This is a genomic window from Pseudomonas haemolytica (genome assembly GCF_009659625.1).
In the GTDB taxonomy this organism is placed as follows: Bacteria; Pseudomonadota; Gammaproteobacteria; order Pseudomonadales; family Pseudomonadaceae; genus Aquipseudomonas; species Aquipseudomonas haemolytica.
The window spans coordinates 328,115-344,523 of the sequence record NZ_VOIW01000002.1 but is presented as its reverse complement, the minus strand read 5'-3'; the positions used below and the strand labels follow the sequence as shown (position 1 = coordinate 344,523).

General features: G+C 61.4%; 14 protein-coding genes. 7 read left to right on the top strand and 7 right to left on the bottom strand.

Annotation, left to right across the window (positions count from 1 at the left end; all coding sequences use genetic code 11):
- The first annotated feature begins 29 nt into the window (after positions 1–29).
- Positions 30–1,475, top strand: a complete 1,446-nt coding sequence (locus FRT59_RS07760) for a hypothetical protein (RefSeq protein WP_153870849.1) — start codon at positions 30–32, stop codon at positions 1,473–1,475.
- Between the two features lie 5 nt (positions 1,476–1,480).
- Here FRT59_RS07760 and FRT59_RS07755 read toward each other — a convergent pair whose 3' ends face one another.
- Positions 1,481–2,185 (bottom strand): sterol desaturase family protein, encoded by a 705-nt coding sequence (locus tag FRT59_RS07755; protein ID WP_153870848.1) that lies wholly within the window; start codon positions 2,183–2,185, stop codon positions 1,481–1,483.
- 744 nt (positions 2,186–2,929) lie between these two features.
- On the opposite strand from FRT59_RS07755, the gene FRT59_RS07750 reads away from it, so the two are divergent.
- The 6 genes from FRT59_RS07750 to FRT59_RS07725 all read left to right on the top strand — a co-directional run bounded on the left by FRT59_RS07750 (position 2,930) and on the right by FRT59_RS07725 (position 9,900).
- Positions 2,930–3,850 (top strand): substrate-binding domain-containing protein, encoded by a 921-nt coding sequence (locus FRT59_RS07750; RefSeq protein WP_153870847.1) that lies wholly within the window; start codon positions 2,930–2,932, stop codon positions 3,848–3,850.
- A 63-nt stretch (positions 3,851–3,913) separates the two neighbouring features.
- Positions 3,914–5,422 carry a sugar ABC transporter ATP-binding protein gene (locus tag FRT59_RS07745; protein ID WP_153870846.1) on the top strand — a complete coding sequence of 503 codons (1,509 nt, stop codon included), beginning with the start codon at positions 3,914–3,916 and terminating at the stop codon, positions 5,420–5,422.
- Positions 5,388–6,380, top strand: coding sequence for an ABC transporter permease (locus FRT59_RS07740; protein ID WP_034120454.1), 993 nt, complete (start codon positions 5,388–5,390; stop codon positions 6,378–6,380). Before FRT59_RS07745 ends, FRT59_RS07740 begins: the two co-directional genes overlap by 35 nt.
- Before the next feature lie 27 nt (positions 6,381–6,407).
- Complete coding sequence (locus tag FRT59_RS07735) at positions 6,408–7,499, top strand: alcohol dehydrogenase catalytic domain-containing protein (protein WP_153870845.1); 1,092 nt, start codon at positions 6,408–6,410, stop codon at positions 7,497–7,499.
- 4 nt (positions 7,500–7,503) lie between these two features.
- Entirely contained in the window at positions 7,504–9,036 is a 1,533-nt protein-coding gene (locus FRT59_RS07730) for an FGGY-family carbohydrate kinase (protein WP_153870844.1), read from the top strand.
- Between the two features lie 138 nt (positions 9,037–9,174).
- The gene (locus FRT59_RS07725; protein ID WP_153870843.1) at positions 9,175–9,900 is read left to right on the top strand and encodes an SDR family oxidoreductase; all 726 of its coding nucleotides are present in this window, start codon (positions 9,175–9,177) and stop codon (positions 9,898–9,900) included.
- Here FRT59_RS07725 and FRT59_RS07720 read toward each other — a convergent pair.
- The 6 genes from FRT59_RS07720 to FRT59_RS07695 all read right to left on the bottom strand — a co-directional run bounded on the left by FRT59_RS07720 (position 9,897) and on the right by FRT59_RS07695 (position 16,401).
- Positions 9,897–10,901 carry a LacI family DNA-binding transcriptional regulator gene (locus tag FRT59_RS07720; protein WP_034120447.1) on the bottom strand — a complete coding sequence of 335 codons (1,005 nt, stop codon included), beginning with the start codon at positions 10,899–10,901 and terminating at the stop codon, positions 9,897–9,899. The genes FRT59_RS07725 and FRT59_RS07720 overlap by 4 nt on opposite strands.
- Before the next feature lie 58 nt (positions 10,902–10,959).
- Complete coding sequence (locus tag FRT59_RS07715; protein WP_153870842.1) at positions 10,960–11,823, bottom strand: LysR family transcriptional regulator; 864 nt, start codon at positions 11,821–11,823, stop codon at positions 10,960–10,962.
- Between the two features lie 77 nt (positions 11,824–11,900).
- Entirely contained in the window at positions 11,901–13,145 is a 1,245-nt protein-coding gene (locus tag FRT59_RS07710; RefSeq protein WP_167524261.1) for a Vps62-related protein, read from the bottom strand.
- A 223-nt stretch (positions 13,146–13,368) separates the two neighbouring features.
- Positions 13,369–13,611: a hypothetical protein gene (locus FRT59_RS07705; protein ID WP_052224604.1), complete on the bottom strand. Its 243-nt coding sequence runs from the start codon at positions 13,609–13,611 to the stop codon at positions 13,369–13,371.
- Between the two features lie 124 nt (positions 13,612–13,735).
- Positions 13,736–15,136, bottom strand: a complete 1,401-nt coding sequence (locus FRT59_RS07700) for an amidase (protein WP_153870840.1) — start codon at positions 15,134–15,136, stop codon at positions 13,736–13,738.
- Positions 15,133–16,401 (bottom strand): Zn-dependent hydrolase, encoded by a 1,269-nt coding sequence (locus FRT59_RS07695; RefSeq protein WP_153870839.1) that lies wholly within the window; start codon positions 16,399–16,401, stop codon positions 15,133–15,135. The genes FRT59_RS07700 and FRT59_RS07695 overlap by 4 nt, the downstream gene beginning before the upstream one ends.
- Between the last annotated feature and the right edge of the window lie 8 nt (positions 16,402–16,409).

The following is a 16,409-nucleotide window of genomic DNA, read 5'->3' as shown; positions in this document are numbered from 1 at the left end:
TCAATTTTTTAACTATGGATGGATAAAAAATGAAATCGAAAAAAGCCTTTATGCTGGGCGCTGCCATGGCGGCCTCTTGCTTCGTCTCGGCCTGTGCCCTGGCCGAGCAACCCCCTCTGAAACTCAGTGCGCAGACGGTCAAGCAGGCCGTGGATACAGCGTTGAAACCTGGTGGTACGCTGGAAAAAACCATCGTTTCCGACGCGCTCAAGCAAAAACTCAATGCGGCCAAGGCCGGGCAGCCCAAGGTCGTCAAGAGCAAGGCAGCGGCCAGCAATGTGGCGATTGATAGCAAAGTCGGCGAGCTGGAAAAGCCCGACCCGGCGCACATGAAACAGGCTGCGATTGCTGCATTCACGCCGCTGTTTCCAACCCTGGATATCAATACCCTTTACACCCTCACCGGGGTAGAGACCGGCGCGCAAATCGCTTACCACTTCAACCTGCCGAAAAACGCACGAATTCAGGTACAACTGCTGAACCAGAGCGCCGGCACGGATATGTCGTTGACCCTGTTCCATGATGATGGCCAGGGTAACCTGACGCCACTGGGTACTTCTGATAACCCTGGCAGTGCCGACGAATACCTCAACGGCGTGTTGCCGGCTGGTGACTACTACTGGTTCATGGTGGCTAATGCCGCGAGTAACGCGCAGTTCAGTTTTGGCGTGGCAGTGGACAGCAACATTGATGCCTACGAGCCCAACGACACCGAGCAAACCGCGTTCGCCCTGCCGGATGCCCTGAACCAGGTGACTGGCAATCTCGACAGCGTCAACGATGTGGATTACTTCTCCTTCGTCTCGTTGCGTGGCCAAGGCGTAGGTATGTTCCTCGGTGATGACGGTGCGGGCACGCGTAACCAATGGATCTTCGAGCGGTTCGATGGCACCAAGTGGGTGGAAATCCCGCAGGGTTCCACCTCCACCTATCCGAACCTGACTCCAGGCTACACGGTCAAGGTACGTGTACGGGCCAACCCTGCGGTGGCGCTGAACCCGCAGGCAAAATACACGCTGAGCCTGGGCTCGGCACCACGCCTGGACCAGTCCGATGTGAACGGTGACAACGTGGTGCGCATCCCCAGTTCGATCTACCAATTGGCCACCCAGGCGGCACGCAGTCTGAGCTGGAGCACCCGGTGGTCAGACAGCACCGGCGAGCCACTGCGCGGGGTCACTCCGGTACTCAGGGTCGACAAGCGATTTAGTGGTCCCTACAACTGGGTCAACTACGAGGCCAAGACCGGTATCACCGGCGCAGCCTCTGGCAACGTCGACCTGGGCACTTGTTCCGGTGATTTCCATGTGGTCTATCCGGACAGCGGGTCCGGCCAGACCTACAACTGGGATACCTGGTTCAACGAAGGGGGGTGGCGCATCGAGCTTAAAGAGTTCCCAGGTGTGGGCGTAGGCGGCAACATCTCGCAGTACGTCAGCCTGGGTCATATCTGCAGCCAACGCATCGTGCGCTGATAGATTTACTTGAGTGAAGCAGGGGGCAGTCCATTGGGGCTGCCCTTTTTTTTGGGTGACGCAGATTCCCAATGCAGGGTGCCGAACAGGTAGTCCATCAGCGGCAGCACGATATTGAAATTGCGCCCCTGCATCAGCTCGCGGCGGTGATGCAGGGCGTGCAGGCGATGCATCTGGCGAATCCACGGCAGGCGCGCCACCGGGTGTTCAGCGGGCAAGTGTTCGCAGGCGTGGAACACTTCGTAGAGCAGGTAGCCGAGGATCATGCACCCGGCAAACAGCCCGGCGACGTTGGGGCTCAGTTGCTTGAGCAGCCACCAGCCGGGGAGGGTGATAGCCAGGCTGTGTAGCACGATCAACCAGGCAGGAAACAGGATCACGCGCCAGTCCCGGGGGCTGTTGTAGGTCATGTGGCCGGGGGTGAAGAAGCTGTGGTGGTCACCGGTGTGGCGTGCGTAGAACAGCCGGGCGAACGCGTGTTTGTGATGGCCGAGGTGGCGGTGTACGAGGTAGATGCACAGGTTGAAGAACACCAGGGTCAGGGGCACGGTAAGCCACTGTAGCGCGGTGATGTTGGCGGTAGACGACCAGGCCAGTGTGATGCAGGCGATGCCGTAGCCGAGGACGAACGTGGCGTGCAGCCAGGGGTTGTAAAGGCGGTGCACGTTGGCGCGGTAGTGGGCACGGAAGGTGTCGGTGGGGTGGGGCATGGTGGTGTGCTCGGTGTTTTTGTTGTGGGCTGAGCTTAGTTGGTGGGGGGGGGATGTGCGAGTTTTTGCTGGGGGGCTTGCTTTCGTGGCGGCTCGATAGTCGACTTTTCAGACCGAGTACATGTCCGTTTTTGCGGTAACGGCGGCTATTGGTTCCGCCCTTACGGCGGCTCACTTTTGAAAAGCCCAAAAGTAAGCAAAAGGCTCTTGCCCCACCACTCGGCACCTCGCTGAGGCTCGGTGTGCCCGAACGCAGGCTTGAATCCGTGGGCCGCCGCAATGGGCCATCCATGGCCCAGTGCGGCTAACCCGGCGTCCTGCCGGGTTACCCACAGATTCAAGCCTGCGTTCGGCCAGCGTGGTTTAACGGGGCGCCTGAGATCAAAAGCCAGATCAAGAGCGACTCGCTACGCATCGTAGTTACGCTGGCGGCGCTTCTGCTTTTCTGTAGGAGCGAGCTTGCTCGCGAAAAACCTGAGTGCGCCGCGCTCATCCTGATTCCCACGTCATCGTTAACCACCTTCGCGAGCAAGCCCGCTCCCACAGGGTTACGCGCACGCAACATCGATCAGGTCGGCTATAAGGCCGCAACGGGCTCAAGCTCTCCCATAACTGACCAAACTCATCGCAGAACCTCAAACGACCAACGGGGGCTTGCGCCACCCCCATTTACTTGTTAGCGTCTCGCAAAATGTTAACGATAACATTTGCTCTAAAAATAAAAACAAAACAGAGACTCACGCCATGAAAATGCTCCCGAAAACCCTGTGTTTACTGGCTGTCGGCATCACCCTCGGCACTCAAGCATTTGCCGCCACTCAACCCGCGCCTATCCGCATCGGCGCGTCGTTCCAGGAAATCAACAACCCCTATTTCGTCACCATGAAAAACGCCCTGGAAGAAGCCGGTGCGACCATCGGTGCGAAGCTGATCATCACCGACGCCCGCCACGACGTGTCCAAGCAGGTCAGTGACGTTGAAGACATGCTGCAAAAAGGCATCGATATCCTGCTGATCAACCCCACCGATTCGGTCGGCGTGCAATCGGCCGTCAAGTCGGCCCATGCCGCTGGCGTCGTGGTGGTGGCGGTGGACGCCCAGGCTGACGGCCCGCTGGATTCCTTCGTGGGGTCGAAGAACTTCGACGCTGGTTTCCAGGCCTGCGAATACCTGGCGAAAAACATCGGTGACAAAGGCAATATCGCCATTCTCGACGGTATCGCCGTGGTGCCGATCCTCGAGCGTGTGCGTGGTTGCAAAGAGGCGGTGGCCAAGCACCCGGACATCAAGATTGTCAGCATCCAGAACGGCAAGCAGGAACGTGACCAGGCGCTGACCGTCACCGAAAACATGCTGCAGGCCCAGCCCACCCTCAAGGGCATTTTCAGCGTCAATGACAACGGCTCCCTCGGCGCACTCTCTGCCATCGAAGCCAGTGGCATGGATGTGAAGCTGGTCAGCGTCGACGGCGCGCCGGAAGCGATCAAGGCGATCCAGAAACCCGGCAGCCATTTCATCGCCACCTCGGCCCAATACCCGCGCGACCAGATCCGCCTCGCCCTGGGCATTGCCCTGGCCAAGAAGTGGGGAGCGCAAGTTCCGGCCAGCGTGCCGGTGGACATCACCTTGATCGACCAGGCCAAGGCCAAGGACTTCAGCTGGTAAACCCCCCAGGCCCCACGCAGTCCGTGGGGCCCAGGTCTTCCTTCTGAACGCGAGGTCGGCGGTATGAGCAGTCTTCTGAAGCTGGAAAACATCTGTAAGCGGTACCCGGGAGTACAGGCCCTCAAGTCCATCAACCTGCAAGTGGAGCGCGGTGAAATCCACGCCTTGCTCGGGGAAAATGGCGCGGGCAAATCTACCCTGATGAAGATCCTCGGCGGCGTCGAGCATCAGGACGAAGGGCAGATCCTGATCGATGGCCAGGCCCGGCAATTTGCGACGTACCGCGACGCGATCGCTGCCGGTATCGGCATCGTGTTCCAGGAGTTCAGCCTGATTCCCTACCTCACGGCGGTAGAAAACATCTTCCTCGGCCATGAGTTGAGCAATCGCCTGGGCCTGTTGCGCAAGCGCGAGATGGCCGAGGCGGCGCAGGCGTTATTCCAGCGCCTGGGGGTGAGTATCGACCTGCACTGCGCGGTCAAGCACCTGAGCGTTGCCGAGCAGCAGTTCGTCGAAATCGCCAAGGCCCTGGCCCTGGATGCGCGCCTGCTGGTACTCGACGAACCCACCGCGACCCTGACCCCCAGCGAAGCCGAGTTGCTGTTCGAGATCATGCGCGAACTCAAGCGCCAGGGCGTGGCGGTAATTTTCATCTCGCACCACCTGGAAGAGATTTTCCAGGTGTGCGACCGCATCAGCGTGCTGCGCGATGGCGGCAATGTGGGCGTCACCGATGTGGCCGACAGCGATATCGACCGCCTGGTGGAGATGATGGTCGGTCGCCGCCTGGAATGCAGTTTCCCACCCAAGCCAACCACCGAACGCGGCCCGTTGTTGCTGGAGGTCAAGGACATCCAGTTGGTGCGCAACGGCCCGCACAATAGTTTCCAACTGCACAAGGGTGAGATTCTCGGCTTCGCCGGGCTGGTGGGCTCAGGCCGCACCGAGCTGGCCCTGGGCATGATGGGCGCGCTGCCGTCGGTGAGCAAAGAGGTATGGCTGCGCGGCGAAAAGATCAGCCTCGACGACCCGGCCCAAGCCTTGGCGCAAGGCATCGGCCTGCTGCCGGAAAGCCGCAAGAGTGAAGGGCTGATCACCGATTTCAGCATTCGCGAAAACATCACCCTGAACAACCTGCCCAAGTATCAGAACGCCTCGGGCCTGATCGACAAGGCCAGGGAATGCGCCAGCGTCGAAGCGCTGATGCGCCAGTTGTCGATCAAGGCGCCCAGCGGCGAGAGCCGGGTGCTTAACCTCAGCGGCGGCAACCAGCAAAAAGTCGTGATCGCGCGCTGGATCAACCATCACTGCGACGTGCTGGTGTTCGATGAACCCACACGCGGCATCGACGTCGGCGCCAAGGCGCAGATCTACGCCTTGATGCGCAGCCTCACCGAACAAGGCTACGCCATCATCATGATTTCTTCCGAACTGCCCGAAGTCATCGGCATGTGCGACCGCGTCGCCGTGTTCCACAAGGGCGCGATCGTCAAGGTGCTGGAAGCGTCCGCCGTCAATCCTCAAGAGGTCATGCGCCATGCAACAGGGGGCTCAAGTGAATACGTCCATTAACCCGACAGGCACCAGTCGCTTGCGCCTGAACCTGGCACGGTTGCTGCGCTCGCCGGCGTTTTATCCGTTTGTCGGGCTGGTGGTGGTGACCCTGGTGATGATCCTTGCCAGTGACACGTTCCTCACCGCCAGCAACCTCTCCAACATCGCCCGCCAGGTATCGATCAACGCGATTATCGCGGTGGGCATGACCTGCGTGATTCTCACGGGCGGCATCGATTTGTCGGTGGGCCCGGTGATGGCGTTGTCCGGCACCTTGACTGCCGGGCTGATGGTCGCGGGTGTGCCGCCGGGCCTGGCGATTGGCGCCGGGCTGCTGGTGGGCGTGGCCTTCGGTATCGGCAACGGGTTATTCGTGGCTTACCTGCACATGCCGCCGATCATCGTCACCCTGGCGACCATGGGCATCGCCCGTGGGTTCGGGCTGATGTACACCGATGGCTATCCGATTTCCGGGTTGCCGGAGTGGTTTGCCTTTTTCGGGCGCGGCAGTGTGTTCGGCATGCAGGTGCCAATCCTGATCATGCTGCTCACCTACCTGGCCGCCTATGTGCTGCTGCAACACACGCGTATCGGCCGCTACATCTACGCCATCGGTGGCAATGAAGAAGCAGTGCGCTTGTCCGGGGTACGCGCAGCACGCTTCAAGCTGCTGGTGTATGGCATCAGTGGCCTCACCGCCGCGATTGCCGGGCTGGTGCTCACTTCGCGCCTGATGAGCGGCCAGCCGAATGCCGGTGTGTCGTTCGAGCTGGATGCGATTGCCGCCGTGGTACTCGGTGGTGCATCGATTGCCGGCGGGCGCGGCGTGATCGTCGGCACCTTGCTTGGCGCCATGCTGCTGGGCGTGTTGAACAACGGCTTGAACATGCTTGGCGTGTCGCCCTACGTCCAGAGCGTGATCAAGGGCGGGATCATTTTGCTGGCGATCTTTATCAGCCGTCAGCGCCATCGATAAATACTTCACCACACAGGACCGAACACCATGGACAAGCACACCCAAATGCAAGCCGTCGTCTGCCACGGCCCGAAAGACTATCGCCTGGAACGCATCGGCAAACCCCAGGCCCGCGCCAATGAACTGGTGATCCGCATCGCCGCCTGCGGCATCTGCGCCAGTGACTGCAAGTGCCACTCGGGCGCGGCGATGTTCTGGGGCGGTGACAACCCCTGGGTCAAGGCGCCGGTGGTGCCGGGCCATGAGTTTTTCGGCTACGTAGTGGAAGCGGGCGAGGGCGCCGAGGAGCATTTTGAGGTCAAGGTCGGTGACAAGGTCATCGCCGAACAGATTGTGCCGTGTGGCAAGTGCCGCTTCTGCAAGTCGGGCAAATACTGGATGTGCGAGGTGCACAACATCTTCGGCTTCCAGCGCGAAGTGGCCGAAGGCGGCATGGCCCAGTACATGCGCATTCCCAAGACCGCCATCGTGCACAAGATTCCTGAGTCGGTGTCCCTTGAAGACTCGGCGTTGGTGGAGCCGATGGCTTGCTCGATTCACACCGTCAACCGCGGTGATCTGCAGCTCGACGATGTGGTGGTGATTGCCGGTGCGGGCACCCTCGGCCTGTGCATGGTCCAGGTGGCGGCGTTGAAGACGCCGAAAAAACTGGTGGTGATCGACATGGTCGACGAGCGCCTGGAACTGGCGAAAAAATATGGTGCCGATGTGGTGATCAACCCGGCCCGTGACAACGCCCGCGAGATCATCAACGGCCTCACGGATAACTACGGCTGCGACGTCTACATCGAAACCACTGGCGTCCCGGCCGGCGTCACCCAGGGCCTGGAGCTGATCCGCAAGCTCGGGCGCTTTGTCGAATTCAGCGTGTTTGGCGCCGAGACCAGTGTCGACTGGTCGATCATCGGCGACCGCAAGGAGCTCGATGTACGCGGCGCGCACCTTGGCCCGTATTGCTACCCGATTGCCATCGACCTGTTCGAGCGTGGCCTGGTTACCTCCAAAGGCATCGTCACCCATGATTTCCCGCTGGACGACTGGGCCGAAGCGTTTGAGCTGGCCAACTCGACCAATTCGATCAAGGTGCTGTTGAAACCGGTGCTGCCTGGCCATGAATAACAGCATGAGCTACGTCATGGGTGTCGACATAGGGACCCAAAGCACCAAGGCGCTGCTGGTGGATGCCCACGGCACGATCATCGCCCAGCACAGTCAGGGCTATCGGGTGGATACGCCGAAAGTGCGCTGGGCCGAGCAATGGCCGCAGGTGTGGCTGGACGCGGTCGAAGCCTGCGTGACCCAGTGCATGGCCAAGGCTGGCGTGCCGCCGCAGCAGGTCAAGGCGCTGTGCATCAGCAGCCTGTACGGTGGCTCGGGGGTTGCCGTGGATGCGCAGATGACGCCGCTGCACCCGTGCCTGATCTGGATGGACCGTCGCGCCGGCGAGCAGGTGGCCTGGGTGCGCGAGCAGGTAGACCTGGACCGGCTGTTCACGGTCACCGGCAACTCGGTGGACAGCTACTACGGCTTCACCAAGATGCTCTGGCTCAAGCAGCATCAACCGCACGTGTGGGCGAACACCCGTTACCTGCTGCCGCCCAACAGCTATATCAATTGGTGCCTGACCGGCGAATTGGCGGTGGACCATAGCAGCGCCGGCAATATCGGCGGTGTGTATGACGTGGCGCAGCGCGGTTGGTCCGAGGAGATGCTCGCGGCGCTGGAGATTCCCCTGGCGATGATGCCCGAGCGCCTGCTGTATTCCGGCGAGGTGGTGGGTGGGCTGTTGCCGGACTGGGCCGTGCGCCTGGGCTTGCAGGCGGGCACGCCGATTCTTGCTGGCGGCGTGGACGCGGCCATGGCGACCCTGGCCGCCGGCGTCACCCAACCGGGCAACCATGTGGCGATGATCGGCACCAGCATGTGCTGGGGTTACCTCAACCAGCAGGTCGATGCACACCATGGCTTGGTGAGCATGCCCCACGTCTACAACGGCCACCGCGACCTGTACATCTTCGGCGGTGCGATCACTGCCGGGGCCTCGGTCAGCTGGTTTCGCGAGCAGTTCTGCCAGGCCGAAGAACAGCAGGCCAAGGCGACGGGGCAAGACAGCCTGGTGCTGCTGGAACAGAGCGCGATGAAGATCCCGGCGGGCAGTGAAGGCCTGTTGTTCCTGCCGTACCTGATGGGCGAACGCAGCCCGGTATGGGATGACCGCGCCAGTGGCAGTTTTGTCGGGCTCAACCTGTATCACAGCCGCATCCACCTGTATCGCGCAGTGCTGGAAGGCGTGAGTTTTGCCCTGCGCCACAATATCGAAGCGGGCACCCAGGGCGCGCACTCCCTGGACCCGCGCCTGATTGTGGTGGGCGGGGCGAGCCATTCGGATGTGTGGATGCAGATCATCGCCGATGTCACCCGCTATCCGGTCTATACCATTGTCCAGGAGGTTGAAGCCGCCTTGGGCGCGGCGTTGTTGGCGGCGCATACGGTGGGGTTGGTGAGTGACGCGGCGATGGACACGGGCTGGGTGCAGTTGGAGCAACGGGCGCAGCCCAAGCGCGAGAATGTCATGGCCTATGACCGGGCGTTTACCGAGTACCTGAAGCTGTATCCCGCCCTGAAACCGATCATGCACAACCTGCAAGTCACCTGACTCAACACAGTCCAAAAATGTGGGAGGGGGCTTGCTCCCGATGGCGGTGGGTCAGTCACAGATGCACTCACTGACACTCCCTCATCGGGGGCAAGCCCCCTCCCACATGGGTCTTTATTGTTCTCGAGAGTTTCGTTTATGCAAGCCACCTTCGATTTCACCCACCAGCGTATCCTCGTCACCGGCGCCAGCAGTGGCATCGGTCGCGAAATCGCCCGGCAACTGATCAACAGCGGCGCCGAAGTCTTCGCCCTCGGCCGCGACGCCAACGCGCTGTCGCAACTGGGCTGCCGCACGTTGTGCCTGGATATCGCCGACAGCCCGGCCCTCGATAGAGCGCTGCAAGACCTGCCGCCCCTGCACGGCCTGGTCAACTGCGCCGGCATCTCGCGCCTGGAGCCCGCCGCCGCCATCAGCGCCGAGGCTTTCGATCAGGTGATGAACGTCAATGCCCGTGCCGCTGCCCAGGTGGCCAGTCGTGTCGTGGCAAAAATGCTCGAGGCGAATATCGCCGGCAGTATCGTCAACGTTTCCAGCCAGGCGTCGTTGGTGGCGCTGGACGACCATCTCGGCTACTGCGCCTCCAAAGCCGCACTGGATGCAATCACCCGAGTGCAATGCGCTGAATGGGGGCGTTTCGGCATACGCGTCAACAGCGTCAATCCCACGGTGACGTTGACGCCGATGGCGAGCATGGCCTGGTCCGACCCGGCCAAGCGCGACCCAGCGCTGGCAGCCATTCCGTTGGGGCGTTTTGCGCAACCGGCGGAAGTGGCGTTGCCAGTGCTGTTCCTGCTGAGCGACGCGGCAAGCATGATCAGTGGCGTGAGCTTGCCTATCGATGGTGGTTACACCAGCCGCTAGCCGTTTTCCAACTGCCCGGCGATGACGACCTTGTCCCGTGGCTTGTACGGGTCTTGCAGGCGGTCGAGCAGCAGGCGTACGGCGCTGCTGCCGGCCAGGGAGGCGTCGTGGGCCACACAGGCGATGGGTACGCCGAAAATATCGGCGAAGGGCAGGCGGTCGATACCGCAGATGGTCAGGCTGTCGTGGGGGATGTTGTGCATGCGCAATGCGCGCAGGGCTCCCAGGGTGATCAATTGGTTGAAACCCATGATTGCGTCCGGCACCGAGTGATCGGCCAGGTAGTCGAGGGTGTGCAGGTAAGCCGGCATCAAGGTGTAGTCGCCGGCCTGCACTTCAACTTCGACCTGCGGGTGTTCGGCCAGCACCTCGCGCAGGCCCTTGAGACGCTCCACGGTGATGCGTGAATGCTCGGGGCCGGTCAGCACCAGCAGGCGTTTGAGGTGTGGGGTCTGGCGTAGCAGGTAGTGTGCGGCCTGTAGGCCACTGTGGTAATTGTCGAGCACCACGCGGCTGAAAGGGCTGTCGTGGATAGTGCGATCAAGCAGTACCACCGGCGTCTTGCCGTTGCCCAGGCGCTCAAGATAGTCAGGCTGGTAGCTGGGCTCATCGGAGACCGGCGAGAGGATGATCCCCGCCACGCGGTAGCCCAGCAGGGTGTCCACCGCTTTGCTCTCGAGTTCTTCCAGCTCGTCGGTGTCCACCAGCATGATGGTGTAGCCGTGCTGTTTGGCCTCGCGGGAAATCGCCTTGATCATCTCGCTGTAGAACGGGTTGTCCACCGATGCGGTAATCACCCCGATGATCAGGCTTTCACTGCGCTTGAGCCCACGGGCGAAGGCATTGGGCACATAGTCCAGCTCGCGCGCCACCTCGAGGATGCGCGCCAGGGTGGCGGGTTTGACCAGGTCGGGTTTGCTCAGCGCCCGGGACACCGTGATGGTGGTCATGCCGACCCGTTTGGCGATGTCGCTGATGGTGACGGACTTTTTCTTGTTCATCGCAAAGGCTGCAAAAGGAAACACCCGCAGGCTAGCATGCGCGGCGCCATCCGGCGCTTCAAATCAGCGGGTCCCAGCGTTGCGACCAGTCACTTTCGGCCTTGACCACCTCGCGCAGCAGCGCCAATGCCTGTTGCAACACCGCCGAATCCCGCGCCCGTGAATACACCAGGTAAGTCGGGAAACTGAACTCCGGTGCCTTGGCTACCCGCTGCATCACGCCACTGTCCAGGTAGCTCTGCACCACCCTCGTGCGGAAATACCCGGCGCCGCCATTCTCCAGGATGTACTGCAACGCCAGCGGCCCGAGGTTGAAACTCAGCGCAGCGCGGGCCTTATCGGGCAGGGCGGTGTCATGTTGCTGGCGAAAACCCTGGCCCCAATCGATATACACGTACGGCTCCGGCTGGCTTGCCAGTTGCACCAGGATCAGTTTTTCCTCCAGCACCTGCTCCACCTGCAAGCCCGGCCAGTAGTGCGGCTGGAACACCAACGCGGCATCGAGCACGCCCAGTTCCAACTGGCGCAACAGATAGTCGCCTTCGCGGATTTCGGTGCGCAGGGCATGCCCGGGGATGTGCTCGCGCAGGGCCTGGGCCCAGCCGAGCATCAACGGGTTGCACAAGCTGACCTCGCCGCCGATATGCAGCACATTGCGGTAACCATCGGGTAACGGCAGGTCACGCTTGGCGGCTTCCCAGGTTTGCAGCAGCTGGTTGGCGTACACCATGAAGGCCTCGCCATCGGCGGTCAGGCGTGCCCCTGCGCGGTTGCGGATAAACAGCGTGCTGCCCAACTGGCTCTCCAGGTTCTTCACGCGGGCGGTGATGGCGGTCTGGGTGACGTGCAGTTTCTCGGCTGCTGCGGCGAGGCTGCCGCAGCGGGTGATTTCGAGGAAGGTGCGTGCCAGTTCGATGTCCATGGGGGAGTCGCAGAAGAAAGTGACGGTTATTGTAGAGTCATTGTCCCCTGGACTGGCATTCATTCATGCAGCAGAGGCTACGAGACCAAATACTCTGCCGTTTCGACTACCGTCGCCGAGCCAGGGGCAGACGGGTACTCGGCCCAGTACAAACTGTTGTGCGGTTGCAGAGTAAGGCCTTCACCCACTTCGCTGCCGTCGGTACGCAGCAGCCGGTATGCATAGCTGATCAAAAATACGCCAACGGCTTTATAGGCGCCCAGGGTGCACCAGACAGTGAACGTTTTTGAGGTTGTCCAACCTTGGGTGATTGCGTTGCTCTGGCTGATGCTGAAGTTGCTTTTCGCAGCGGTTTTGAACAGCCCCGCAAAGCCAGCCTCTACGCTTAACTCTATTCCTGCAGTGGTTGAGTTCGTTTGCGTGCTGCTGGTTGATTCACTGGAATGGATCGCCCAGTTGTAGCGTTGAACGTCACCCGTGTTGTTGTGAGCATGGCGAACCAGCACGTAGTTCTCGGTTCTCTGCAAGTGGTACTGAGGTGATTGAATGAACTGCTGATCCGGCGTCAATACGGGGTCAGAGATAACGAACCAAGGCAGTACCATTGTGTAGGTCGCGTTATTACGCTCGAAGTCCGATGGCCGGGCGTAGCCTGTCAACACCGGCGCGTGCGAGGGCGCGACGGGGGCCTGGATGGGCAGGTGCGTACGCAGGGCGAAGGCGCGGGTGACGGATGAGGGCATTGAATATTGGTTATGACCGATAGAGGTTCCCGTACAAAAGAACACTTCTGCCGGCAAGGGCGAGGGCGGCGCAATTTTCCAGGCGGAGAAGTTCGTGCCCGCCTGCGTGCCCCTGTCGTTCCAGACCTCCTCATCGATCCGGGCTTGAATAACCAGGTCTTTACGCACACATTTGACCCCTGCGTTAGTCGGAGGTCGAAGGGAATTGTTACAGACCAACCCCATGCTCACGTAACCGGGCGGTGCTACCGGGCGCCAGATCGAAAGGGTGAGTTCGGGTCTGTCTAGCTGCCACACCCAGGTAAAGTCGATCGGTGGTTTGAGCGCGGTCCCTGTCGGGCCCTGTGCGTCCGCCACCACTGGCACCACCTTCAGGCCGTGGATATCGCGGAAGTTAGGCTCGAGTACATCGCCCAGTATTGAATATTCGGCCAGTTCCGGGGGAACTCTGGGGCGATAGAACGTGATGGGCTTATCGCCGAAGTGCTCGTTCTCGCTATTGCCGGTACGGTTATTTCCGTAGTAGGAAAAGTTGTGTGTGAAGTTGATCAAAAGATCTTTGTATCTGATCGGGTCCAAGGTGCATGTACTCTTCAAGGTTAAGGGTTATGACCTTGAGGATTTGACTGCTGATCAGGCCTGTGGCGGCGGTACATAGATGCCCCAAGCCTTGATGACTTCACTGTGGGGACGCCCGATGTTCGGTTGGAAATGCCTTGGCGTATCGCTGGCACACCCGCAGTGCGTCAGTGACGGCGGTTGCCGCTTTTGCTTATCTGGGGCGACGTTCGTGCGTAGCGTCTTACTGGATCCCGATAGACCATCGCCGTGTCGTCTGGTCTTCGTGGCGCTTGTCGAGATCAATTTCGTATTGGCACTGCGGACCTTCGCAACTGTGTTCGAGTTTCAGCGCAGGCAGGGTTTGAACCGGGAACAGTGGCTTGGCCGGGGCCGTCGAGTCGACCGGCACAACTTGCGAAGGTGGAGCTGTGTAGGTCAGGTCCAACGGCGCGCCGTGGGCCATAACAGGCAGGAGGGCGAGCACTGCGCTCGTCAGGACAGTCCTTGTGAATTCCATCTGAAACAATCCGGGCAACAAAAAGAGGCGCGAATTATAGGCCATCCGCGACCGCAGATGCACACGGCAATCTGCGGTCGAAAGCCGCGGTTCAGGGCACGCTCGGTGCTTCAAGGTGTTCGGTGGGGAACGCCTTTGCGTACGTTCGACACACCCCTAACACCATCTCATCGGCAAAACGCGCGCCCACCACATGCAAGCCCACCGGCAGCCCATTCGCCGCCAACCCACACGGCACCGACGCCGCCGGTTGCTGCGTCAAGTTGAAGGGGTAGGTGAACGGCGTCCATTCCATCCACTCGTTCATCCCCGAGTCCGGCGGTACGTTGTGTCCGGCGTCGAACGCGGTGATCGGCATCATCGGCGACACGAGCACGTCGTAGTGCTCATGAAACGCCGCCATACGCGCCACCAATGCTGCCCGCGCTTCCAAGGCTGCGTTGAAATCCTTCAGGCTCAGCTGCTCGCCGCGTTGCGCAATACGCAGCAGCCCTGGGTCCAGCAGTTGCCGTTGCGCGTCGTTCATGGAGCCGGTCAAGCGTGCAGCGCCGGCAGCCCACAACGTGCTGAACACCTCAAGCGGGTCGCTGAAACCTGGGTCGATCTGCTCGACATGGGCGCCCAATTGCACCAGGCCCTCCACGGCCTGGGCGACTACCTTGGCGACCTGCGGATCCACATCCACATAGCCGAACGTGGGGCTATAGGCCACACGCAAGCCTTTCAAATCTGTACCCGGCGTCAGCCACGGCGTGGTTCTCGGTGCACCGATCAAGCCATCCCGCGCATCCGCGTGTGCCACGGTCTGTAGCATCAGCACACTGTCTTCCACCGTGCGGGTCATCGGCCCCAGGTGCGAGAGGATTGTCATGGAACTGGCCGGCCATTGCGGCACATAGCCGAAGGTCGGTTTGATCCCGAACGTGCCGGTAAATGCACAGGGAATACGAATCGAGCCGCCCGCATCGCTGCCCTGGTGCAGCACGCCGAGGTTCAACGCCGCCGCTGCACCCGCGCCACCGGACGAGCCGCCTGCCGTGGTGCGGGTGTCCCACGGGTTGCGGGTGATCCCGTACAGCGGGTTGTCGGTCACGCCTTTCCAGCCGAATTCGGGGGTGGTGGTCTTGCCCAGCAATACCGCACCGGCCTTGCGCATAAAGGCCGAGAAGGGCGCGTCCACATCCCATGGGCCTTCGGCTGAAGACGTGCGTGAACCCTTGCGCGTCGGCATGCCGAGAGTCAGCGTGAGGTCTTTGATCGACGCTGGTACGCCATCCAGTGCGCCGCAAGGCTCACCTTTCAGCCAGCGTTGTTCCGAGGCCCGCGCAGCGTTCAATGCGCCGTGTGGGTCCACATGGCAGTAGGCGTTCACCACCGGGTTATAGCGTTCGATGCGCAGTAAAGCGTCTTCGGTGACTTCCACCGGTGACAAGCTCTTGTCGCGAAAATGCTGCAACAGTTGCACCGCCGTCAGTTGCCCAATCTCACTCATGCCACGTCCCCCTGAGCCGCATTGACCATGGCGCGCAGCAACACTGCGCAACCGGCCGCCAGGTCATCCGGCGCGGCGTTTTCGATTTCGTTATGGCTGATGCCGCCCTCGCAGGGCACAAAGATCATCCCGGCCGGGCCCAGTTCGGCGACGAAAATCGCGTCATGCCCGGCACCGCTGACGATGTCCATATGACTCAGACCCAAGGCACGCGCGCCATCGCGAATGGCGTTGACGCAGGCCGGGTTGAAGTCCAGCGGCGGGAAGTCGGCGGTGGGTGTCAGTTCAAACGTCAACCCGTGGCGGGCGGCCGTGGTTTCGATCACGCCGCGCACTTCATCGACCATGGCTTGCAGCTTGTCGGCATGCAGGTGGCGCAAATCGATGGTCATGTGCACCTGGCCGGGAATCACATTGCGCGAACCCGGGTGCAGGCTCAGGCAACCGACGGTGCCGCAGGCGTGCGGCTGTTGTTGGTGGGCGATACGGTTGACCGCACTGACCACCTCGGCAGCGCCGACCAGCGCGTCCTTGCGCAGGTGCATGGGCGTGGGGCCGGCGTGGGCCTCGACGCCGGTGAGAGTCAGGTCGAACCACTTCTGGCCCAGGCAACCCATGACCACGCCAATCGTGGTGGCCTGGTCTTCCAGCACCGGGCCTTGCTCGATATGGGCTTCGAAATACGCACCCACCGGGTGGCCCAGCACTTCACGCGAACCGGCATAGCCGATACGCTGCAATTCGGCGCCCACCGACAGGCCCTGGTCATCGAGCTTGTCGAGGGTGTCCTGCAAGTCGAACTTCCCGGCAAACACCCCGGAGCCCATCATGCACGGCGGGAAGCGCGAGCCTTCTTCGTTGGTCCACACCACCACTTCAATCGGCGCTTGGGTCTCGATCTGCAAGTCATTCAACGTACGGATGACTTCCAGCCCAGCCATCACCCCGTAGCAGCCGTCGAACTTGCCGCCGGTAGGTTGGGTGTCGATATGGCTGCCGGTCATCACCGGCGCCAGGGAGGGATTGCGCCCGGGACGCCGGGCAAAAATATTGCCGATGGCATCCACGCTGACACTGCACCCGGCCGCCTCGCACCACTGCACGAACAAGTCGCGGGCCTGGCGGTCGAGGTCGGTCAGGGCCAGGCGACAGACACCGCCCTTGGCCGTAGCGCCGAGTTGGGCCAGGTCCATCAGCGATTGCCACAAGCGGTTGCGGTTGATCAGCGGGGCGTTGCTCTGGAGCGATTGCGCAAAGCTATTCATCAGAGATC

What these genes read in the sequence shown, in the direction of transcription:
- FRT59_RS07760 (WP_153870849.1), top strand. Translation starts at nt 30, where the DNA reads ATGAAATCGAAAAAAGCCTTTATGCTGGGCGCTGCCATGGCGGCCTCT.
- FRT59_RS07755 (WP_153870848.1), bottom strand. Translation starts at nt 2,185, where the DNA reads ATGCCCCACCCCACCGACACCTTCCGTGCCCACTACCGCGCCAACGTG.
- FRT59_RS07750 (WP_153870847.1), top strand. Translation starts at nt 2,930, where the DNA reads ATGAAAATGCTCCCGAAAACCCTGTGTTTACTGGCTGTCGGCATCACC.
- FRT59_RS07745 (WP_153870846.1), top strand. Translation starts at nt 3,914, where the DNA reads ATGAGCAGTCTTCTGAAGCTGGAAAACATCTGTAAGCGGTACCCGGGA.
- FRT59_RS07740 (WP_034120454.1), top strand. Translation starts at nt 5,388, where the DNA reads ATGCAACAGGGGGCTCAAGTGAATACGTCCATTAACCCGACAGGCACC.
- FRT59_RS07735 (WP_153870845.1), top strand. Translation starts at nt 6,408, where the DNA reads ATGGACAAGCACACCCAAATGCAAGCCGTCGTCTGCCACGGCCCGAAA.
- FRT59_RS07730 (WP_153870844.1), top strand. Translation starts at nt 7,504, where the DNA reads ATGAGCTACGTCATGGGTGTCGACATAGGGACCCAAAGCACCAAGGCG.
- FRT59_RS07725 (WP_153870843.1), top strand. Translation starts at nt 9,175, where the DNA reads ATGCAAGCCACCTTCGATTTCACCCACCAGCGTATCCTCGTCACCGGC.
- FRT59_RS07720 (WP_034120447.1), bottom strand. Translation starts at nt 10,901, where the DNA reads ATGAACAAGAAAAAGTCCGTCACCATCAGCGACATCGCCAAACGGGTC.
- FRT59_RS07715 (WP_153870842.1), bottom strand. Translation starts at nt 11,823, where the DNA reads ATGGACATCGAACTGGCACGCACCTTCCTCGAAATCACCCGCTGCGGC.
- FRT59_RS07700 (WP_153870840.1), bottom strand. Translation starts at nt 15,136, where the DNA reads ATGAGTGAGATTGGGCAACTGACGGCGGTGCAACTGTTGCAGCATTTT.
- FRT59_RS07695 (WP_153870839.1), bottom strand. Translation starts at nt 16,401, where the DNA reads ATGAATAGCTTTGCGCAATCGCTCCAGAGCAACGCCCCGCTGATCAAC.